We start from the raw sequence: 19,751 nt of genomic DNA on the forward strand, positions 1-19,751 counted from the left end.
AAAAATATACTTCGACGTATCAATCCCAATGCGGATAATCTGGTTCACGGACGGCTCCCTTGTATGAGATCTAGACAACCTCATTCTGGCACACTGATGCCGTAGGGGGCCGTCCACACCATCAACCACAGCATTTGATCATGAACGGGATCGTGGCCCCAGCGTCGCGCAACAATTGAGATTTGGGGTAATGGGTCCTGGCTTTCGCCAGGACAACACTGAGTTTGTGGCGCCGCTTTGCGCGCCCGCCGCGCCTCACATCAGCTTCAGCGGCGCGTCGTGAACCAGCCGCAGGTCGATGTTGCCGATCAGCCGCGCACGGCGCGCCTCGGCGGTGCTGATCGCAGCCTCGGTCTGCCGCAGTGTGCTGACATTCGATCCGAGCGACACGATGCCGCCGAGCACCAGCGCGATCGATCCGAGTGCCGCGGTCTGACCGGCGCCCAGCAGCCCGAGCAGCGCGACGGCCAGCAACGCGAACCCGCCTGCGATCGCAACCTTCGAGCCGAGAATGATCCGCCGGGAGCGCTCGGCGCTCTCGGCAAGCTCCTCGATCTGCGCCTCGATCTCGGAAATCTCGTCGGTCGGCTCGTTTTCGGACATCAGGTTCGAACCTGTAGGGCGGGTCAGGCGGAAGCCGTAACCCGCCGTGTTCATTTTCGCAAGAAATCGCTACGCTTCAGGCGCGCGCTAGCTCTTGGTCATCCGATTCGGACTCAAATCAAATGTTAGCCTGTTCAACGCTCGACGACGGATGGGTCGCTGCGGATCCCGCCGAGGTCGGCTTCGATGCCGAAAGCCTCTCCGGACTCGACGCGTTTCTCAAACAATGGCCCAAGCGCAACGTTCACGCCGTTGTCATCGTACGGCGCGGCAAGCTTGTGTTCGAGCGCTATTTCGCCGGCCGGGAGCGGCGGTGGATGGAGTGGTCGGCACCGGTTCAATTTTCGCCGGAAACGAAGCACGACATCCGCTCCATCTCGAAGAGCGTAACCTCACTTCTGATCGGCTTGGCGATCAGCGAGGGACAATTTCCGCCGCTCGATTCCGCTGTTATCGACTATTTCCCCGAATATGCCGATCTTCGTACGACGAGGAACGCTCGCATCACGTTCCGGCACCTGCTCACCATGTCGCACGGTCTTCGGTGGGATGAAGCGCGCGGCTGGAACAGTCAGGCGAACAACGAACGGCATCTGCTCGAAGCGAAAGATCCCTACCGCTATGTTCTGCAACAGCGGATGGCGCTCCCGCCCGGCGTATCGTTCAACTATAGCGGCGGCGCCACCAGCCTGCTCGCAGCGGCTCTTGCCAAAGCCGTCGGCCAAAGCATCGATGTCTATGCCAAGGAGCAGCTGTTCGAGCCGCTCGGCATCACGGATGTCGAATGGCTGACTTTTACGGGCAGTGCCGAACTCGCGGCGTTTGCCGGATTGCGGCTGCGGCCGCGCGACCTCGCCAAGCTTGGCCAACTCGTCACGGATGATGGGCGCTGGAACGGCAGACAGGTCGTCCCCGCCTCGTGGATCGCCGAGTCGACGAAGCCCCGCGTTAACGCCGGCGGGCACGTGGCCGTCTACTATGGTTATCACTGGTGGCTTGGCCGTTCCTTGCTGAACGGTCACGACCTGATCTGGATCGCCGCGTACGGCAGCGGCGGCCAACGCCTTTTCATCGTGCCCGGGCTCGATCTGGTGGTCGTCGTGAACGCCTTCGACCACGAAGCCATCTCAAACGCCATCCTCAACCAGTTTGTTCTGCCTGCCGTGACGGACTGTCCGCCCCTTTCAGCGTAAAGGGTTGGAATGGGGCTGAGCTCAGCTCTCTGTTCGCAGGGCCGGTTACGCGACTGCGTCCGCGTAGCGCAGCGAGCGAAGGCGGAAGCCGCAACCCGCCACGGATCGTACGCCCCTGGAACCTCGAGATTCCGGGTTCGCGCTCACGCGCGCCCCGGAATGACGACAACAAGAACAACAAAGCGAGACGCACATGCGAAGATGGTGGGTTACGCTTGCGCTAACCCACCCTACGCTCTCCTTACAACGGCAGATTGTCGTGCTTCTTCGCGGGGATTTCGATCTTCTTGTCCTTCAGCATTGCAAGCGCCCGCGCGATGCGGCGCCTTGTCGAATGCGGCATGATGACGTCGTCGATGTAGCCGCGCTCGGCTGCGATGAAGGGGGACAGAAAGCGGTCTTCGTATTCCTTGGTGCGCGCGGCGATCTTGTCGGGGTCGCCGATGTCAGCGCGGAAGATGATCTCGACCGCGCCCTTGGCGCCCATCACGGCGATCTGCGCGGTCGGCCAGGCGTAGTTCATGTCGGCGCCGATTTCCTTTGACGCCATGACGTCGAAGGCGCCGCCATAGGCCTTGCGGGTGATGATGGTAACAAGCGGCACCGTGCACTGCGAGTATGCGAACAGCAACTTGGCGCCGTGCTTGATCAGGCCGCCATATTCCTGCGCGGTGCCCGGCAGGAAGCCCGGCACGTCGACGAAAGTGACGATCGGGATGTTGAACGCATCGCAGAACCGAACGAAGCGCGCGGCCTTGCGTGAGGCGTCGCTGTCAAGCACGCCCGCCAGCACCATCGGCTGGTTGGCGACGAAGCCGACGGTGCGGCCGGCGATGCGGCCGAAGCCGGTGACGATGTTTTTCGCAAAGGTCTCCGAGATCTCGAAGAAGTCGCCCTCGTCGACGACCTTGAGGATCAATTCCTTCATGTCGTAGGGCTTGTTCGGATTGTCGGGGATCAGCGTGTCCAGGGACATGTCGACCCGCCCGATATCGTCGAAGCTCGGCCATTCCGGCACGCCGTCGCTGTTGTTCGAGGGCAGGAAGTCGATCAGGCGGCGCATCTGCAGCAGCGCGTCGACGTCATTCTCGAACGCGCCGTCGGCGATCGAGGAGCGCGTCGCGTGCACCGAGGCGCCGCCGAGTTCCTCCGCCGTCACCACCTCGTTGGTGACGGTCTTCACCACGTCGGGGCCGGTGACGAACATGTAGCTGGTGTTCTTCACCATGAAGATGAAGTCGGTCATCGCGGGCGAATAGACGTCGCCGCCAGCACAGGGGCCCATGATGACGGAGATCTGCGGGATCACGCCCGAAGCCTGCACGTTGCGGCGGAACACGTAGGAATAGCCCGCGAGCGCCGCGACGCCCTCCTGGATGCGGGCGCCGCCGGCGTCATAGAGACCGATGATCGGCGCCCTCGCCTTCATCGCCATGTCCTGAAGTTTCGTGATCTTCAGCGCGTGGGTTTCGGAGAGCGAGCCGCCGAAGACCGTAAAATCCTTGGCAAAGACAAACGTCTTGCGGCCGTTGACCGTGCCCCAGCCGGTGACGACGCCGTCGCCGGGGATTCTGGTCTTCTCCATGCCGAATTCGATCGAGCGGTGCTCGACGAACATGTCGAATTCCTCGAACGAGCCCTTGTCCAGCAGGAGCTCGATCCGCTCGCGGGCGGTCAGCTTGCCGCGGGCGTGCTGCGCCTCGATGCGCTTTTCGCCGCCGCCCAGCTTGGCGCCGGCGCGCCGCTCTTCGAGGGTATCGAGGATATCTTTCATTTGTTTCCGCCCGTGTTAGCTACAGTCCGCGTCCCGGCGCGAGCCGAGGTCCGCTTCGTTCGGAAATGGCTTAGCACGGCCATTTCGGAACCGGAAAGGCGGTTGTGGACGGGTTCGGGCGCAAAAACGGTAGGATTTTCCGATATCTGGGGAGATAGCGATGACCGACACGAGCACGGCCACGGTCGAGACCGGCGCACCGACCGGCGGGGTGCGCACCCTGCTCCGGCTGGAGGGCCTCGTGCTGTTCCTCGGCATGACCGTGCTCTATGCCCAATGGGAGGGCTCGTGGCTGGTCTATGTCCTGCTGTTCCTGGTGCCGGATTTGAGTTTCGCGGCCTATCTCGCCGGCCCGCGGGTCGGCGCCATCGTCTACAACGCCGCCCACAGCTATCTGGCGCCGGTCGCGCTGATGACGCTGGGCTTTGCCGCCGCGGCGCCGCTGGTGCTGTCGATCGCGATGATCTGGCTCGCCCATATCGGGATCGACCGCGCGCTCGGCTACGGGCTGAAATATTCCAAGGGCTTTGGCTTCACCCATCTCGGGCGGATCGGGAAAGCGCAAGAGCCCACCTAGCGCCCGCTTCCTGACGTCACGCACGGCCGGTCAAATTGACAGCGTGCGCGTCGATTGCTGGCGTCTCGAAGGATGCAGGCCCGCCTGTGGCCTCATGGTTCGAGACGCGCGTTCCGCGCTCCTCACCGTGAGGAGAGACAGACGTCAAGCAAAGCGGCGCGCGAACACCACGCAGACGACGACGAGCATGGTCGCCACGATCATCGACCACGGCACCTGCTCGTGCAGCAACAGGCCGGCCAGCGCGAGGCCGAAGAACGGTTGCAGCAGCTGCAATTGGCCGACGCTGGCGATGCCGCCGATCGCAAGCCCGCGATACCAGAACACGAAGCCGACCAGCATGCTGAAGATCGAGACATAGGCGAGCCCGAGCCAGGCCGGCGCGCCGATGCCCTGCCAGCTCGGCGGCAGAGTCATGATCGTCATCAGGAGCACCACCGGCGCCGACAGCACCAGCGCCCAGGAGATCACCTGCCAGCCGCCGAGCCGCCGCGACAGCGCAGCCCCCTCGGCATAGCCGAGGCCGCAGACGATGATGGCGGCGACCATCAGGAGGTCGCCGGTCAGCGACGCCGATCCGCCGCTCGACAAGGCGAACGCGCCGACCGTCGCGCTGCCGATGCAGGAGAACAGCCAGAACAGCGGCTGCGGCCGCTCGCCGCCGCGCAGCACGCCGAACACGGCGGTCGACAGCGGCAGCAGCCCGATGAACACGATCGAATGCGCCGAGGTGATGTGCTGGAGCGCGAGCGCGGTGAGCAGCGGAAAGCCGATCACGACGCCGAGTGCGACGATGGTCAGCGACACCAGATCCTTGCGCTGCGGCCAGGGCTGCCGCAGCGCCGCAAGCAGCGCGGCGCCGAGCAGCGCCGCGATCGCCGCCCGCGCCGAGGTCAAAAACAGCGGCGAGAACCCTGCCACGGCCACGCGGGTCGCCGGCAGCGAGCCGCTGAAGATAATCACGCCGAGCAGGCCGCTGCCCCAGCCGTCGATCGAAGCCTTGTCCATCGTACTTTGCTTCCCAAAACGTAACTGCGCCTCCTCGTCCCGCTCTTGCGGGGCCGAGACGAGCGAAGCTCGCTCTTAGAGGGTTGGGGTGAGGGGCCGCCCCGCATACTCGGTAACGGCCGAACCCGTGGAGACTCCCCCTCACCCGGAACGCATCTGGCGATGCGTTCCGACCTCTCCCCGCAGGCGGGGCGAGGTGAAGCCGAGTCCGACCTCGCCCCGACCATAGCCAGCGGAGGCTCGCCAAGGCAGCTACAGATCAGTACAATATCGCAAAACTGTATGGGCAAAGGTAGGCATACACTTGCAACAGCAATCCGATGCGCCAAAGACGATGCGGACCACCGAGGTGATGAACGCGATCCGCGCCAGGGTGGCGAGCCGCGCGCTGGTCGCCGACGACCGCCTGCCCTCGATCCGCGGCCTGGCCGCGACCATGGGCGTCTCGCCCTCCACCGTCGTCGAGGCCTATGACCGGCTGGTGGCCGAGGGCCTGATCCGCGCCCGGCCCGGCTCCGGCTTCTATGTCTCGTCCACGGCGCTGCCGCCGCTCGCGCTCGCAAAGGACCAGCCGCAGCGCGACCGCGCAGTCGATCCGTTCTGGGTGTCGCGGCAATCGCTCGATGCCGAGACCGGCGCGCTCAAGCCCGGCTGCGGCTGGCTGCCCGCCGAGTGGATGCCGACAGAGGCGTTGCGGCGTGCGCTGCGCGGCCTCGCGCGGGCCGACGACGCCGTGCTCTCCGACTATGGCGCGACACGCGGCTCGCTCACGCTGCGTCGGATCCTGATGGCGCGGTTTGCCGACGAGGGCCTCGAGGTGCCACCCGAGCAGCTCTTGCTGACCGCGTCCGGCACGCAGGCGATCGACCTCGTCTGCCGCTTCCTGCTGCGGCCGGGCGACACTGTGCTGGTCAACGATCCCTGCTATTTCAATTTCCGGGCGCTGCTGCGCGCGCATCAGGTGCGCATCGTCAGCGTGCCCTATACGGCGTCGGGGCCCGATGTCGCGAGCTTCGAGGCGACACTGGCCGCCGAGCGGCCGCGGCTCTATGTCACCAACTCGGCGCTGCATAATCCGACCGGTGCGACGCTGTCGCCGCAGACCGCGCACCGCGTGCTGAATGCCGCCACAGCCTACGATCTCACCGTCGTCGAGGACGACATCTTTGCGGACTTCGAGCCGGAGCCTTCGGCGCGGCTCGCCGCGCTCGATGGCCTGAACCGCGTGATCCGGATCGGCAGCTTCTCCAAGACGCTGTCGGCATCGGTGCGCTGCGGCTTCATCGCCGCGCGCGCGGACTGGATCGAGGATCTCGTCGATCTCCAGGTCGCGACCGGTTTCGGCGGCCCCAGCGCGGTCGCCACCGAGATCATCGCCAGCGTGCTGTCGAGCGGTTTCTATCGCAAGCATGTCGAGGAGCTGCGCCGGCGCCTTGCCCGCGCCCGCCGCGACGTCGGCGACAAACTGCAGCGCATCGGCGTCACACCCTGGCTGATGCCGCGCGGCGGCTTCTATCGGTGGTGCCATCTGCCCGACGGGTGCGACTCCGCCGACGTGGCGCGGCTGGCGCTCGCGGACAATGTCGTGCTGGCGCCCGGCAACGTGTTCAGCGCCTCGCAGACGGCCGCCGCCTTCATGCGCTTCAACGTCGCGCAATGCCGCGACCCGAAGCTGATGCCGACCTTGCAGCGGGCGATCGGGCGTTAGCAATTGATGAGGTTGGGTTGAATAGCGACCGCGACGGCGCTGCGCTCCCTCGCCCCGTTCTTACGGGGAGAGGGTTGGGGTGAGGGGCTATCTCCGCGCATTCGGTGATAGCCACGCTTGCGGAGACTCCCCCTCACCCGGAACGCATCTAGTGATGCGTTCCGACCTCTCCCCGCACGCGGGGCGAGGTGAAGCGGAGCCGATGCCGGAGCGCACAACCGCCTCAGCCGCCCCTACTTCTCACCAACCTTGAACGGCTCCTCCTTGCCCGGCGGCACGGTCTCCTCCGCCATCGCCAGGATCATCGCCACCATCACGTAATTGCCGGCGACCGCGGTGAGGTCGACGATCTGCTGATCGTTGAAAATCTTCCTGGCGCGCGCATAGGTCTCGTCGGAGACCTTCTTGGTCGTGGTCAGCTCGGTGACGAAGTCGTACACCACCGCCTCGTCGTCGGCCATCTTCGACGGGCGATTGCCGGCCTTGAGCTCCGCGATGACATCGGGCGGCAGGCCGGCCTTGGCGGCAAGCGGCGCGTGCGCGAACCATTCGACCTGCGAGCGCCACTGCCGGCCGATGATCAGGATCGCGAACTCGTTCAGCCGTGTCGGCACCGAGGTCTGCCAGCGCAGATAATAGAACAGATCGTAGAGGCGCTGGCCGAGCACCGGGCTCCTGATCATCGGATTGTAGGGTCCACCGATGCCGACGCTCGACACCTTCATGATCTGCTCGCCGAGCGGTTTTTGCAGATCGCTGAGCTGCTCCATCGTGAGCTGCGGGAAGCGCGGCTCCTTGCTGGTGGCCGGCGCCGAAAACACCGTTGCTGCGAGCCAGCCGCCGGCCGCGGCCAGCGTGAGCGACAAGAGCCAGACTGTTGCTGAATGCATGATTCCTCCGCTTGATTTTATCGGAGGATGCTAGTCGAGCTACGTAGCGCCAGCCAGCGATGAACACGCAGATCAGGTCATCACAGCGCGACGATATCGGTGAGGCATTGCTGCGTGACGTTCATCCGCGCATCGATCTGCGCCTGCGTCTTGCAGTCCATGTTCATCGCGAACACCGTGATGTCGGTGCCCTTCTCGGCCCAGCCGACCAGCCAGCCGAGCGAGCCGTGCTCCTTGTCGGTGAGGCCGGTCTTGGCGCGAATGACGGCGTCGCCGACTTTCGTCACCGGGAGGATGTCGCACACCAGCTGCTGGCTGCGCTTGTCGACCGGCAGCACGCCGCGGCGCAGCCGGTCGAGGAAATCGATCTGCTGCACCGGATCGATCCGCAGATTGCCGGTCACCCAGAACTGGTCGATGCCGCCGCCGATGTCGCGGTTGCCGTAGTCGATGATCTCGAGATATTTCTTCATCCGCTCCTCGCCGATGCGGCGGGCGATCTCCTGGAACACCGGAAACGCCGACACCGCGAGCGCGGAGCGCAGCGTGTGATCCTTGTTCCAGGCCTCGATGCTGCGCGTTGTGCCGTCCCACTTGAAGACGTCCTTGTCGGGGTCCTGCACCACGCCGGTCTCGAGCGCGATCAGCGCGTTCGGGATCTTGAAGGTCGAGGCCGGCAGCCTGCCCTCGCCCGAGCGGACCTTGTCGCTGGCGATGATCAGATAGTCCTCGACCTTGTAGCCGACGAAGGTGCCCTCGGTGCCGAGCTCGAAGAACCGCTTTTGCAGCTCCTCGCGAAACTCGCTGCGCTGGTAGGACACATTGGCGAAGCTGCGCGACGGCAGGATCGTAGCGGCAGCAAGCAGGCCGAGCGCATGGCGGCGATGGATCACGACAAGTCCTGGGCAGGTTCGGATTGACGACGATGCTGATGCCATCGTGGTGAAAGGATGGCAATAAGACTCACTTGTTTGTCGCGTTTCTTCACGCGAACCGGTGTCCACTTCGCTCGAAAACGCGCCCGTTACCGCGCCCGGCCCGACATCCGCAGCACGAACACCAGCACCTCGGCGACGGCCTTGTAGAGCTCGGCCGGAATCTCGTCGCCGAGCTCGACATTGGAGAGCGCGCCGGCCAACACCTCGTTCTCCTCGATCGGGATGTCGTTGGCCTTGGCGACCTCAATGATCTTGGCGCCGATCGCGCCCTTGCCCTTCGCCACCACGCGCGGCGCGCCGGCGTAGTCGTAATGCAGCGCGACCGCGAGCTGGTTGTTGGCCTCGCTCATGATGCGCGATCCAGGAAATGGCCGGCGCGCGCGGGCGCAGGCTGCGGCGGGGTGCCGTCGCGGATCTCGATATCGCCGGGCGTAAGCTCGGCCCTGGTCAGCGCCTGGCTCAGCTCGGACGCGCCGGCGCGCAATTGCGCGGCGGTCGAAGGACGCTCGGCCCACATCCGCACCGAGGTGCGCTCGCCGTTCAGCGAGACCAGCGCGTGCACTGGCCCGGCCGGCTCGACGTCGAGCGTGAAGCGCGCGCGCCACACCCGCTTGGCGGCTTCGACCTCATTGCCGCCGCCGTCGCGGGAAATCTCGAACTGCGCCATCGCCGTGCCCTGCGGGGTCAGGAACGGGATCTCGAAATTCCAGCGCGGCAGCATGGCGTCGAGCTGCGGGCGCGCAGCGTCGCCGCGGTCCGGCAGCGAGGCGACCTGCAGCAGCGTCTGCCGCGCCAGCGCGGCGTCGGTGTTTTCCAGCAGACGATGCGCGGCGGTCGCGAGCGGCGTGTTTGGGGCAATCGACGGCTCGGCGACGGCCTGCGCCGACGGCAGCGCGCCGTGAAACGGCGGTGGCGGTGTGTTGCCGCGTACCGGCACCTCGCCCGGCAGCATCTCCCTCGGCGCGGCGCCTTGCCGTGCGGGATTGCCGAGTTCGTGCAGCGCTTCCTGAATGAGATTGAGCGCGCCGCCGGAGGACGGGCCGGCATCGAGCGCATCCGCAAGCGCCCCTGCGAGCCCTGCGGTGCCGCGGCTGACATCCTCGGCGACCGGCAGGCGGGCCTGCGGCAGCAGGATCTCCTGAACGTCGAGGTCTGGCGTGCCGGATGGCATGAGGCTCGGCACCGTCGCGGCGCTGGCCTGCGCCGGTTGCTGGAGCGGTGTGGCGGACGCGGGCCTGCCGGCATCAGCGGTACCAAGCGAGGCCAGCGCCTGGCGCAGCACGATCAGCGCGGCCTTCAGGTCGGGCGCACTGCCGCTCGCCGGCGCCATACCCGCAGCGAGCGTCGCCTCGAACAGCAGGCCGGATTTCTGCAAGCCGGTCTTCACCGCATCGCCGCTCAAATTCTCGTCGAGGTCGGTCTGTTGCGCCAGCACCTGCGCGATCGCGGCTTGCAGCTTCGGCGGCAGATTGGCCGAGCCGACCGCGGCCAGATTGGCGAACAGCGGCGCCTGGCTGCCCTGCACCGCCGCCGCGGTCTGCGCCGTCGCGGTGATGGTGACGCGCTCCAGCTGCGTCAGCACCGCCTTCGGTGCCGTGGCGACCGGCTGGGCGGCATCGGTGGCGTTGGCCGCCGCCGGCGACAGCCGTACGGCATCGCCGGTGTCCGGGCCCGGCCCAACCAGCTGCAGGCGGATGCCGTCATTGGTCTGCGACACCGCAAGCTGCAGGTTCTGGCCCTGCTGCAGCGGCACTTCGGTCTGGACGTCGATCGACAGGCTCGCGATCGCGATCCGCACCAGATCGGCGGACAGCACCTTCAGCACCTGCGCATTGACGACGCTGCCGGCCTCCAGCGTGAGGTCCGGCGCAACGCTGTCCGCCTCCTTCGAGGCGAGCACCGGCAGCACGGGATTGATGGCGATTGCCATGTCGGAAATCTCGGCCAGGCGCGAGGAACGTGCCGCAGGCTAGCCCGGCGCCGTAAACCCCTCGTTAACCGGCAGCCGGCTTGAGCTCCCTGAGCACGCCGGCGGCGGCCTTGAAATCGAGCTGGCGGGCGGCGCGGCGGGCGGCGACCTCCTCGTCGACGCCCCATCTCTCGATGTTCCAGTCCTCGTCGACATGGGCGGCGGCCCAGACCTGGTCCTCGTCGCGTACGCCATGCGCCAGCGCCAGCGCCAGCAGCGCCGAGCCTGTCAGCGTCGTCACCACATGGAGCGCCGCGACCGACCATGGGTCGGTCGGGAACGCCGCCCGCGCCGCCTTGATCGCAGGCTCGGGCTGGCCGACATGCATCACCCCCTCGGCCATCACGAAATGGGCGCCGAGCGCGTCGGCGGCCCAGAACAGGATCGGATCCCAGTGCTGGGCCTCGCGCGCCACCAGCGTCTCTGGATGGCCGGCGCGGTAGAACAAGAGGTCGCTGCCGAGGAACTTGGCCGCATCGTCGGCGACCTCGTCGACGCGATCGATCACCCCCTCGATCACGCTGTTGGCAAGGCGCGTCAGCGGCATGGTCATGGGATCGATGGTCTCGCCCTGCGCATTCCATTCCGCCGCCACCGCGTCCGCAATGGCCCGCGTCGGCACCGCGATCGGCTTGCCGGATGGCGAGCGGATCGGCTTGCCGTCGAGGGTGATCGAAAATCCGCCATCGGCCTCGGCGACGCCGGCGCTGGTGTAGAACCGCTTGCGCTGGGGCGTGCGAATGTGGCGCCGCACCGCCTCCTGCGGATCGAACGGAGATTGTTCTGGGACATCATCGAAAAGTTCGCGCATCGCGCCGGGTAGCTTTCGTTCAAAGGGATTTCCCTGCAAGATATGTCAGGGGCAACGGCAAATAAAGCTGATGGGACGCGGCAAATTCCTTGCGGGTTTTTCGCTGGTTGCGGCGGTTTTCGCCGCCGCCACAGCCTGCGCCGGGTTCCGTTCGCCGGAATCCCTGATCCGCAACGTCTACGCCCATTATGGGCGAGGCAGCGCCGAATATTCCAACGGCCTGCCGCGCGACGAGGAAACCGCTCGCCGATTCTTCGATCCCACCCTGCGCGGTGCCTGGACCGCGCTGCACGATGCGCCCTACGATTTTCTGGTGCAGAGCCCGACCTGGCGGCTCGGCCCGATCTCGATCGCAATCCCGCGCCGGCAGTTCGACAAGGCCGACGTGACGGTGACATTCGACAATGAAGGCCGCGCCGTCACGCTCAACTTCATCGTCGTCAACGGTCCCGACGGCTGGGTGATTTCCGATGTCGAGAGCCCGCACGATTCCTTGCGGACGTTTCTGACGCAGTTTCGGCGGTAGTAGACTGCCTTGCCCGTCCGGCGATCGCTGCTCCACCGGCCACGTCGGCAGCCATATCGGCTACGAGCCGATGCTTTGATGCTGCCGCTTGGCCCGCCTTGTGACCATGTCCGCCTACCTGTTCCGGTCACCACCGAGAAGATTCTTGTAGACCTTCCCATCTTTCATGATGACCAGGAAGTTCTTCGCCGGATCCTCTATCAGCTTGATGTTGTCGATTGGATTGCCGTCGACCAGCAGAAGGTCGGCGAGCGCACCTTCCTCCACCACGCCCAGCTTGCCTGGATATGGGTTTCGAAGCCCGGACAGACTGAGCAATTCGGCATTCGTCGATGTCGCCATGATGAGCGCTTCAGCCGGCGTGTACCATCGCGTGAGGGTCGTCAGCATGGCTCCTTGCCGGTCAGCAAGCGCCTTCGAGAACAAGACGTCGGTACCGAATGCCGTCTTCAACTTGTACTTCTTCGCAAAGCCGTAGACCCTGTCGGTGCCGGCAACAACCTGCCGCATCTTGTCCTGCTCCGCAGGTCCAAGGGCGCTGGCGCCCGACATATCGAGGAAGGGCTGTGTGCTCAGCCAAATTCCCTTCTCGGCCATCAGGCGGGCCGACGCGTCGTCCATCAAATGACCATGCTCGATACACTTGACCCCCGCTGCGATCGATCGCTGGATCGCGACCGGCGTGTAGGCGTGTACGACGGCATAAGTACCCCAGTTCTCCGCAGCCTCGACCGCGGCGCGCAACTCCGGTTCAGTGAACGTGGACACATCGAGCGGGCTGAACGGCGACGCCACCCCACCGCCCGCCGTGAGCTTGACCTGCGTAGCCCCCTGCATGAGCTGCTCGCGCGCGCGCACGCGAACTTCATCCGGGCTGTCCGCGACCATGGCGCCGCCTATCCTCTCCATGCGGCTGAGCATGCCGCCGATCGTTCTGGGCAGATCGGACAGCGGCCGGAAGTCGCCATGGCCACCGGTGATGGTGATCATGGCACCGGATGGGTAGATGCGGGGACCGGCGACGAGACCTTCGTCGATCGCCCGCTTGAGGGAGAAGGCCGGCCCGCCCATGTCGCGAATGGTGGTGAAGCCGCGCATGAGGGTGGCCGTTGCCTCGGCGGCGGCAAGAAGATTGGTGTAACCGATGTCGCTGGCCATCACGGCCGCCGGCGTCGGGCGTACCAGCATTGCATGCCAGTGCGCGTCGATCAGCCCCGGCATCAGCACCCGTCCGTCGCCGGCAATCACCTGAGCGTCGGCCGTGATCGCCGCAGTCGAAATCTTCTCGATCTTGTTGTTCCGGATCAGCACATTGGACGGCCCGGACAGCGCGTCATTTCTGCCATCGAAAATGCGCACGTTCTGAAACAGCACGCCACCATCCTGCTGAGCTTGCGCGGGCAACAAGGCGACGAGGCTCATCACAATCGACGCAACCAGCGCCGAAACTCTCACGCCCTTCCTCAAACCTGACATGTCCACTCTCCGCCGATGGCGCATCGCGCGAGACCGTCATTGATGTCGCGAGGAGCCGACTTGATTTCAGACGATTAATGAGAGTTCTGCTGCTCCCTGGAGGATCGACGGCCTATTGAGCCGCTCTGGCGGCAGGCTGTAAAGCGTAACTCAGCCATCCGATGCCATGAGACAGCAGATCGATCCCCAGCAGCAGCCCGAGCACCCACAGCCCGGTCGCCGGAAATCCCGTCAGAATGATGAGGCCGGCCAGAACGCCAAACAGCCCGGATGCCAGCATGATCCAGCCGGACTGCTGCCAATGGCCGATGCCGACCAGCATGCGCACAATCCCGGAGACTAAAAGCATGAGACCGAGGGCATAGGTCAGGAGCAGCGCGCTCGCCACCGGTTGGCTGAGCAGGACGATTCCGCAGGCAAGGTAGAGCACCCCGAGCAGAAGCTGCCATACGAATCCACCCCAGCCCTTGGTCCAGAAGGCGTGCAGGATTTCGAACCCGCCGGCAACGATGGCGGTCCAGCCGATAAAGATGGCGCTGATCACGGTGAAAAGCACGACATCTCCCAGGACCAGAAGGCCCGCGGCGATCATGACGAGGCCCAGCAGAACGCAGACCCATAACGGCGGGCCAGGCAGGCCGCGGAGCATCGTGGAGCTGTTCTCATAGGTAGCCATGTCGTCCTCCTTGATCCCAGGCAGCCATGGCCCGGTCGCGCATTCCAGGCCGCGCAACCGGGCCACTCGAGCTGCCGAAGCTTGTGCCTGCCGTCACCAGCGCCATCCGCAGCGGCGGCGACCTCTGTGCCACCAACAGGTCCAGCGGCGTCGGCGATGCCAGCGGCGGCGCGGTGGCGGAGGACGCGGGCGCGGTGGCGGCCGGGCGACGACCATATGAAGCGGCCGCTCGGGATCACCCGTCTTCGCGACGAGGGCAGCTTCGGGGGCGACTGCCAGCGCCTTGGCCGCCTGCGTCAGCAAGCCGGTTCCGAGACCAGCGGCTGCGACGCCGCTGAGCATTCTCCGGAGCACGATCCGACGATCGAGTTCATCCATATCTGGCATCTCGCTATTGCAGAGACCTTCTTGCCCGGAGGCGGCCAACATACGATCAGGCCGATCGCTCGCGCTCGCCGGTCGCTCCGTCGTCCGGTATTTCGCCTGGCCGATAATTCGGCAGCCCTCCCGCGGGAATGACCGCAAGCAGTGCGAGGCCGGCCATGATCAACAATCCGATCTTCAAAGCGCGCAGGCGCGCTTCGGTGTTGACCCGGACGGCTTCCTCGACCTGCTGCGGCGTACCGCTCGTACCTTCGAGCACACTGCGCAGCCGGTCATTGCTGACGAAGGTGATGTTGCCGAGGTCAACCTGGCTCTGAAGCTCCTTGGTCAGCACCGGACTGGCCGCGATCCTGCCGAGCGCAATCGTGCTCAAAAGACCGACCAGCAGAGCTCCAGCCACCGCGGTGCCAACGGCAGCCGCCAGATTCTGCGTGGTTCCGCGCAAAGACCCGACATCCCCCGCCAACGCCTTGGGTGAGGCCGTGACCAGAACGTTGAACAGCAGTGTCACCAGCGAGCCCTGGCCAATGCCGAACAGCACCAGTCCGAGCAGAACGGGAATCTCGCTCCAGTCGTTGCGCACGACGAACGCGAGCCATAACAACGCGACGGTACAGAGGCCAAAGCCGAAGCGTCCGATCTGGCGAGGCGTCAGCTTGTCGTAGAGATTGACGATCATCATCGCCGAGAGGAAAACGGTCAGATTGAACGGCATCATCGCGATCGCTGTGGCAATTGGCGAGCGTCCCTGCACGATCTGGATGTAGAGCGGCACCGTGAAGTTCAGCGCGGCCTCGAGCGCCACAACCGCGAACAGCGCGTAGACCGCACACCTCTCCTCCGGCGAGTCGAGCACCTCCAACGCCAGCAGGGGCGTCTTCCCCGCGGCCTGCTGCCGATGCGTCCACATCAGGAATGCCTGCCCGAGCACGATGCCGAGCACAATCAGGATCGGCGCCGGCGAGACGCCCAGCAAGTCAAACGGCGCGTTGGGGGTCGCAAGGATCACCCCCCAACCGTTCAGATTATTGAATCCGAAGCTGATGAAAATGATTGCGCTCGCTGCCAGGGCGACGCCGATCAGGTCGATCTGGACATCCGCGCGACCGCGGTCCGGCCGCAGGCGGAAACTCAGAGCGAAAGCGATCGCCGAGGCAACGATGAGAACTCCAAACGCGGGGCGCCAGCCGATATAGGTGCCGAGCAACCCGCCGACGACAAATGCCAGCACGCCGGCGGCAGCCCGCGCCGAGCCCAACGCGCCAAGGGCCGTCGCCTGCTGGCGTCCGGCATAATTCTCGGCAATCAGCGCGACGAGCGAGGGCACGATCACCGCGCCCGCAGCGCCGCAAAGCGCCTGAGCGGAAATCATGACGGAGGCCGTGGGGCTGAACGTCATCGCAATCTGCGCTATCAGGAAAAGCACGACGGCAGCACGAAATACCTGCACCGCCCCGAACCTTTGGGCGAGCTTCGCGCCAAGCATCACGAACCCGGCCACAAGCATCGAATAAGCCACGATTCCGGTTGCGACCGTGGTCGGCGGTACGCCGAAGCTGGCCACCATTCCCCCCATCGCAACCGGCAACGACGCGACGTTGAACGACATGATCATCTGGCCGAACGCAATCGCGACCATGGGCACCCATGATGCGCGCTCTTCCTGATGAATGTCGCCGATCGAGATTGCTTGCGTTGCCATCGCGTCCTCCAACCTGCCCGACGTTGCGATCGATCGGGCCACAGCTCGACCGATCTTCAGTGCCTCTTGTTCACTCGTCCGGTTGGGACACGAACAGATCCATGCCCAGTCTTTGCGACAGGAACTTCGCGGCGAGCTGCCCTCGCACGCTGTTGCCGGCCGCATCCAGTGGCGGCCCGAAAGTGCCGAAACCACCCTTTCCCGGAGACACCGCGACGATGCCTCCACCAATGCCGCTTTTGCCGGGCAGACCGATGTCGTACAGCCAGTCGCCCGACGTCTCGTACAGCCCGGCAGTGACCATGACGGCCAACGCATAGTGGCACACGGCCGCATCGACCACCCGCTGCCGGGTCACCGGATTCACGCCACCATCGGCCAGCGTCGCACCCATCACGGCGAGATCCCTGGCGCTCACATTCAGCGAGCACTGCCGGGTGTAGAGATCGGTCGCCTGCCTGGCGTCGCAATAGATCCGGTCGTAGCTCTCCAGCAACCGCGCGATGCTTCGATTGCGAAAATTGGTCTTGGATGCCGATGCGTAGACTTCCTCGTTGAGCGAAAGCTTGCGGCCCGCGAAGCGCGAGAGACCGTCATGGATGAACTGCCATTGCTCGTCAGCGCTCGAGCCCGGCACGAGGCTTGTGGTCGCGATCGCGCCTGCGTTCACCATCGGGTTGGTGCGTCCGGCTCCATGCTCGATCGCCGCCAGTGAATTGAACGGCAGCCCGGTCGCGTTCGCGCCCAGTTTTGCACGAGCCTCTTCAGGGCCGATCGCCTCGCACACCAATGCGAATACGAATGGCTTCGATACACTCATGATCGAGAATTCGTATTCGGTATCGCCCGCGCCGTAGACACGTCCGCTGGTACCGGCCACGCAGACGCCGAACAGTTCACTCGGCACCCTGGCCAGGGCCGGATAAACCTGCGAATTGGTCCCTTCGCTGTTCGACTTGAAGCGCTGATGCGCTTGAGACACGAGCTCCTGCACCATCTCGGGTTCGGGCAAGTGCCCGGTCGAGATGTAGGGCCGCTCCGCTTGTTCCGCGATCGAAGGCGGCCGCATTGGCTGTCCTTCCGGATTTCGACCTTATTGCTTCAGGTCTTCTAGTCGGCAACCAGAAGTAGGCACCCAAAAAACCAGGGAGTCAACGACCCACCTGCGCAGCCTTTGCAATGCTTGCGTTGGTCCAGAACACTTTACGACAAATGCGCTGAACGCATTGCGTATCGCGGAATCGCAGCGCCGTTGCGCGATGCACATTCGATATAGTCATGCGACGTTTCGGCGCGGCTAGGTAAGCAAGATTGTCCAATCACCCGCGGCGCAATTGAATCAAAAGAGAAGTCATCATGGCAGCAACGAGCGATTTCCATGATTGGCACGCGAGAGTACGATCATCGTGTGCGGATGTGAGCCCGCCGCTTGTCCAAGCAACACCGGCCCGCGGCGACGGTGGAATGACCGCATCACTTACAGAGTGAGGTTGATCATGGTGGCGCGCGCAAGCGACGGACAGCTTCTGTTGGTAAAGAAGCTTGGTGGGCTTATTGCTATCCTTGTCGGCTGCTTGCTGACAGCAGTCGGTGTGACATTCGAATCGACAAGCACAATTGTCGTCGGTGTCCTGTTTCTTGTGCTCGGGGCGGCGCTGCTCACGCTCAAGATCATGAGACGAAATCAAAGCGGTCCGTTTGGATAGCCAGACAGATCCGCAAATTCGACAGCCCTGAACCGGATCGCCGCGCCTCCGCCGGCCGATGCCGCTTGCCCGTTCGAACTCGCACCGGCGCGACGACAATTCCGTCCATGCGTCAGCAAGGCTTGTCTAGCAGACCACGCCCTGCCCTAATCCCGGTGGTTGGCGCAGGATCGCGAATAAGCGGCACGCTCGGCCTGGTTCAGGCCCGCGGCGGCGGCCTCGTCGAGGCACCGGCTGACGCGGTCGCCGAACGAGCTGCGCGGCCGCGAGCGCAGGCTCGGCTGCGTCGGCGCGTCCATCCTGGGGATGGCGGGCACCTCGATCCGCGGCGGCGGTGGGGGTTGAGGGACCGGCGGATCCCACGTCGAGCGGCCGGGCGCAAGGATTTGCGCGCTGGCCGCGCCGATGGCCCAGAGCAGAATGCCGGCAACAATCAGGGATCGCTTCATAGCCTATATGTCGTGACGCGGCAGCAACGGTTCAAGTGAACGCACCAAGCGTCAATGCTGCCCCCGAAATGCGAGTTCCCCGCCATCGTTACGGCTTCTGGTAGATTACGTGACCGGCACGGATGGTGCTGCTCACTTTCGCAAGATTGCCGACATCGCCGAGCGGATCGCCGTCGAGCACCACGAGATCGGCGTCGAAGCCCTGCTCCACCCGTCCCTTCTTCGCGGCCCTGAAGAACCGCGCCGGATTGGTCGTCAGCGAGGCCAGCACCTGCCGCTCCGACAACACGCGGTGCATCAGCTGAAATTCCTGCGTGGTGTCGTACAGCGTGGTGAAACCGACATCGGTGCCGAACAGCACCGTGCCGCCATTCTCCGAAAACTGCTTGAGCTGGTTGACGGTCGAAGCCACCAGACGGTTGGTGACGTTGGGATCGAGCACAACGGTGGTGAACAGCGACAATGTGGGAACGAGCGCAGTCCCCTGTGCCTTGAACCGCGCCAGCTGATCCGCGGTGTAGCTGGGTTCGCCGGGCGTGGTGTGCGCGAGCACGTCGACGCCGGACTCGATCACCGTCTCGACGCCGACCTTGTTCTGCGGATGCGCGAACACCGGCCTGCCCTGCGCATGCGCGACGTCGACAGCCGCTCTGGCGATTGCAGGGTCCATGTTGACGACGGGCTTGTCCCCCATGAACGCGCCGGTGAACAGCTTGATACCGTCCTCACCCATGCCGAGCCAGTCGCGCGCCCATTTCGTGGCCTCCTCCGGCGTTGCAACTTCAGGAAGCTGCACTTCACGCGGGATGTAAACGGGGTGCCCGCCCTTCGGGAAGATGTTGCCGGCAAGCAGGATGTTGGGGCCGGCGACTTCGCCCGCGACGATGCGCTTGCGCAGCGGCAACGTGTCGCTCGGATCGGAGCCGAGATCCCAGACCGTGGTAAAGCCCCAGCGCGCCAGCATCTCCTGCATGTGCTGCGTCAGCGCCGCGGCCGGCGCTGCGCCGGAATTGCGCCAGACTTTTTGCGTGAAATGGACATGGCTGTTCCAGAAGCCGGCGACGATGGTCTTGCCGCTGCAATCGATCACGCGGGCATCCGGCGGCGCTTGGATGTCGCCGGACTTGCCGACAGCGCTGATGACGCCGTCGGTCATCACGACCACCGCATTCGGCAGCGCTTGCGCATCGGCCGACGCGTAGAGCGTGCCGCCGCGAAGCACGATGGTCTCGGCCTGTGCCGTCACCGCGGCGACAGCCGAGCCGATCAGGAAAAGCGCGATGCGCAGCCAGGTGCCGATCATGGAGAGTCTCCGTTGCAGGCCGGCAAAGGCCGGCGCGCGAAGATAGCCGCAAGGCGCG

General features: G+C 65.0%; 19 protein-coding genes. 5 read left to right on the forward strand and 14 right to left on the reverse strand.

What is annotated here, in order from left to right; all coding sequences use genetic code 11:
- Positions 1-255: 255 nt before the first annotated feature.
- The gene (locus tag I6F38_RS10895) at positions 256-603 is read right to left on the reverse strand and encodes a hypothetical protein (RefSeq protein ID WP_225160307.1); all 348 of its coding nucleotides are present in this window, start codon (positions 601-603) and stop codon (positions 256-258) included.
- Positions 604-725: 122 nt separating this feature from the next.
- Here I6F38_RS10895 and I6F38_RS10900 point away from each other — a divergent pair, with 122 nt between their 5' ends.
- Positions 726-1,796: a serine hydrolase gene (locus I6F38_RS10900; protein ID WP_225160308.1), complete on the forward strand. Its 1,071-nt coding sequence runs from the start codon at positions 726-728 to the stop codon at positions 1,794-1,796.
- 241 nt (positions 1,797-2,037) lie between these two features.
- On the opposite strand, the gene I6F38_RS10905 is transcribed toward I6F38_RS10900, so the two are convergent.
- Positions 2,038-3,570 carry an acyl-CoA carboxylase subunit beta gene (locus I6F38_RS10905; RefSeq protein WP_225160309.1) on the reverse strand — a complete coding sequence of 511 codons (1,533 nt, stop codon included), beginning with the start codon at positions 3,568-3,570 and terminating at the stop codon, positions 2,038-2,040.
- A 160-nt stretch (positions 3,571-3,730) separates the two neighbouring features.
- On the opposite strand from I6F38_RS10905, the gene I6F38_RS10910 reads away from it, so the two are divergent.
- Positions 3,731-4,147 carry a DUF4260 domain-containing protein gene (locus I6F38_RS10910; protein ID WP_225160310.1) on the forward strand — a complete coding sequence of 139 codons (417 nt, stop codon included), beginning with the start codon at positions 3,731-3,733 and terminating at the stop codon, positions 4,145-4,147.
- A 144-nt stretch (positions 4,148-4,291) separates the two neighbouring features.
- On the opposite strand, the gene I6F38_RS10915 is transcribed toward I6F38_RS10910, so the two are convergent.
- A complete protein-coding gene (locus I6F38_RS10915; protein WP_225160311.1) occupies positions 4,292-5,155 on the reverse strand; it encodes a DMT family transporter in 864 nt (287 codons plus the stop codon).
- A gap of 334 nt (positions 5,156-5,489) precedes the next feature.
- Between I6F38_RS10915 and I6F38_RS10920 the strand changes: the two genes are divergently transcribed.
- A complete protein-coding gene (locus I6F38_RS10920; protein WP_225160312.1) occupies positions 5,490-6,863 on the forward strand; it encodes a PLP-dependent aminotransferase family protein in 1,374 nt (457 codons plus the stop codon).
- A 233-nt stretch (positions 6,864-7,096) separates the two neighbouring features.
- On the opposite strand, the gene I6F38_RS10925 is transcribed toward I6F38_RS10920, so the two are convergent.
- The 5 genes from I6F38_RS10925 to I6F38_RS10945 all read right to left on the reverse strand — a co-directional run bounded on the left by I6F38_RS10925 (position 7,097) and on the right by I6F38_RS10945 (position 11,471).
- Complete coding sequence (locus I6F38_RS10925; RefSeq protein WP_225160313.1) at positions 7,097-7,753, reverse strand: carboxymuconolactone decarboxylase family protein; 657 nt, start codon at positions 7,751-7,753, stop codon at positions 7,097-7,099.
- Positions 7,754-7,833: 80 nt separating this feature from the next.
- Complete coding sequence (gene blaOXA, locus I6F38_RS10930; RefSeq protein WP_225160314.1) at positions 7,834-8,646, reverse strand: class D beta-lactamase; 813 nt, start codon at positions 8,644-8,646, stop codon at positions 7,834-7,836.
- A gap of 131 nt (positions 8,647-8,777) precedes the next feature.
- Positions 8,778-9,041, reverse strand: a complete 264-nt coding sequence (locus I6F38_RS10935; RefSeq protein ID WP_225160315.1) for an EscU/YscU/HrcU family type III secretion system export apparatus switch protein — start codon at positions 9,039-9,041, stop codon at positions 8,778-8,780.
- Positions 9,038-10,621 (reverse strand): flagellar hook-length control protein FliK, encoded by a 1,584-nt coding sequence (locus I6F38_RS10940; RefSeq protein WP_225160316.1) that lies wholly within the window; start codon positions 10,619-10,621, stop codon positions 9,038-9,040. Before I6F38_RS10940 ends, I6F38_RS10935 begins: the two co-directional genes overlap by 4 nt.
- A gap of 64 nt (positions 10,622-10,685) precedes the next feature.
- Positions 10,686-11,471 carry an ATP12 family protein gene (locus I6F38_RS10945; protein ID WP_225160317.1) on the reverse strand — a complete coding sequence of 262 codons (786 nt, stop codon included), beginning with the start codon at positions 11,469-11,471 and terminating at the stop codon, positions 10,686-10,688.
- A gap of 70 nt (positions 11,472-11,541) precedes the next feature.
- On the opposite strand from I6F38_RS10945, the gene I6F38_RS10950 reads away from it, so the two are divergent.
- Positions 11,542-11,997 carry a hypothetical protein gene (locus tag I6F38_RS10950; protein WP_225160318.1) on the forward strand — a complete coding sequence of 152 codons (456 nt, stop codon included), beginning with the start codon at positions 11,542-11,544 and terminating at the stop codon, positions 11,995-11,997.
- 114 nt (positions 11,998-12,111) lie between these two features.
- Here the strand turns inward: I6F38_RS10950 and I6F38_RS10955 are convergent, their stop codons facing one another.
- The 4 genes from I6F38_RS10955 to glsA form a co-directional block, all read right to left on the reverse strand.
- The gene (locus tag I6F38_RS10955; protein ID WP_225160319.1) at positions 12,112-13,473 is read right to left on the reverse strand and encodes an amidohydrolase family protein; all 1,362 of its coding nucleotides are present in this window, start codon (positions 13,471-13,473) and stop codon (positions 12,112-12,114) included.
- 112 nt (positions 13,474-13,585) lie between these two features.
- The gene (locus tag I6F38_RS10960) at positions 13,586-14,149 is read right to left on the reverse strand and encodes an HdeD family acid-resistance protein (protein WP_212056747.1); all 564 of its coding nucleotides are present in this window, start codon (positions 14,147-14,149) and stop codon (positions 13,586-13,588) included.
- 433 nt (positions 14,150-14,582) lie between these two features.
- Complete coding sequence (locus I6F38_RS10965; protein ID WP_225160320.1) at positions 14,583-16,247, reverse strand: MFS transporter; 1,665 nt, start codon at positions 16,245-16,247, stop codon at positions 14,583-14,585.
- A gap of 58 nt (positions 16,248-16,305) precedes the next feature.
- Positions 16,306-17,304 (reverse strand): glutaminase A, encoded by a 999-nt coding sequence (glsA, locus tag I6F38_RS10970; protein WP_225160321.1) that lies wholly within the window; start codon positions 17,302-17,304, stop codon positions 16,306-16,308.
- A 427-nt stretch (positions 17,305-17,731) separates the two neighbouring features.
- Between glsA and I6F38_RS10975 the strand changes: the two genes are divergently transcribed.
- Positions 17,732-17,941, forward strand: coding sequence for a hypothetical protein (locus I6F38_RS10975; protein WP_225160322.1), 210 nt, complete (start codon positions 17,732-17,734; stop codon positions 17,939-17,941).
- Between the two features lie 146 nt (positions 17,942-18,087).
- Here I6F38_RS10975 and I6F38_RS10980 read toward each other — a convergent pair whose 3' ends face one another.
- Both I6F38_RS10980 and I6F38_RS10985 read right to left on the reverse strand, forming a co-directional pair.
- Complete coding sequence (locus I6F38_RS10980; RefSeq protein ID WP_225160323.1) at positions 18,088-18,390, reverse strand: hypothetical protein; 303 nt, start codon at positions 18,388-18,390, stop codon at positions 18,088-18,090.
- Positions 18,391-18,478: 88 nt separating this feature from the next.
- A complete protein-coding gene (locus I6F38_RS10985) occupies positions 18,479-19,693 on the reverse strand; it encodes an amidohydrolase family protein (RefSeq protein WP_225160324.1) in 1,215 nt (404 codons plus the stop codon).
- Positions 19,694-19,751: the final 58 nt, after the last annotated feature.

The organism is Bradyrhizobium sp. BRP56 (assembly GCF_020194035.1).
GTDB classification, from domain to species: domain Bacteria; phylum Pseudomonadota; class Alphaproteobacteria; order Rhizobiales; family Xanthobacteraceae; genus Bradyrhizobium; species Bradyrhizobium australafricanum.

Bases quoted from the DNA above. Each gene is read 5' to 3' on its own strand.
- I6F38_RS10895 (WP_225160307.1), bottom strand. From the start codon at position 603: ATGTCCGAAAACGAGCCGACCGACGAGATTTCCGAGATCGAGGCGCAG.
- I6F38_RS10900 (WP_225160308.1), top strand. From the start codon at position 726: ATGTTAGCCTGTTCAACGCTCGACGACGGATGGGTCGCTGCGGATCCC.
- I6F38_RS10905 (WP_225160309.1), bottom strand. From the start codon at position 3,570: ATGAAAGATATCCTCGATACCCTCGAAGAGCGGCGCGCCGGCGCCAAG.
- I6F38_RS10910 (WP_225160310.1), top strand. From the start codon at position 3,731: ATGACCGACACGAGCACGGCCACGGTCGAGACCGGCGCACCGACCGGC.
- I6F38_RS10915 (WP_225160311.1), bottom strand. From the start codon at position 5,155: ATGGACAAGGCTTCGATCGACGGCTGGGGCAGCGGCCTGCTCGGCGTG.
- I6F38_RS10920 (WP_225160312.1), top strand. From the start codon at position 5,490: ATGCGGACCACCGAGGTGATGAACGCGATCCGCGCCAGGGTGGCGAGC.
- I6F38_RS10925 (WP_225160313.1), bottom strand. From the start codon at position 7,753: ATGCATTCAGCAACAGTCTGGCTCTTGTCGCTCACGCTGGCCGCGGCC.
- I6F38_RS10935 (WP_225160315.1), bottom strand. From the start codon at position 9,041: ATGAGCGAGGCCAACAACCAGCTCGCGGTCGCGCTGCATTACGACTAC.
- I6F38_RS10940 (WP_225160316.1), bottom strand. From the start codon at position 10,621: ATGGCAATCGCCATCAATCCCGTGCTGCCGGTGCTCGCCTCGAAGGAG.
- I6F38_RS10945 (WP_225160317.1), bottom strand. From the start codon at position 11,471: ATGCGCGAACTTTTCGATGATGTCCCAGAACAATCTCCGTTCGATCCG.
- I6F38_RS10950 (WP_225160318.1), top strand. From the start codon at position 11,542: ATGGGACGCGGCAAATTCCTTGCGGGTTTTTCGCTGGTTGCGGCGGTT.
- I6F38_RS10955 (WP_225160319.1), bottom strand. From the start codon at position 13,473: ATGTCAGGTTTGAGGAAGGGCGTGAGAGTTTCGGCGCTGGTTGCGTCG.
- I6F38_RS10960 (WP_212056747.1), bottom strand. From the start codon at position 14,149: ATGGCTACCTATGAGAACAGCTCCACGATGCTCCGCGGCCTGCCTGGC.
- glsA (WP_225160321.1), bottom strand. From the start codon at position 17,304: ATGCGGCCGCCTTCGATCGCGGAACAAGCGGAGCGGCCCTACATCTCG.
- I6F38_RS10975 (WP_225160322.1), top strand. From the start codon at position 17,732: ATGGTGGCGCGCGCAAGCGACGGACAGCTTCTGTTGGTAAAGAAGCTT.
- I6F38_RS10980 (WP_225160323.1), bottom strand. From the start codon at position 18,390: ATGAAGCGATCCCTGATTGTTGCCGGCATTCTGCTCTGGGCCATCGGC.
- I6F38_RS10985 (WP_225160324.1), bottom strand. From the start codon at position 19,693: ATGATCGGCACCTGGCTGCGCATCGCGCTTTTCCTGATCGGCTCGGCT.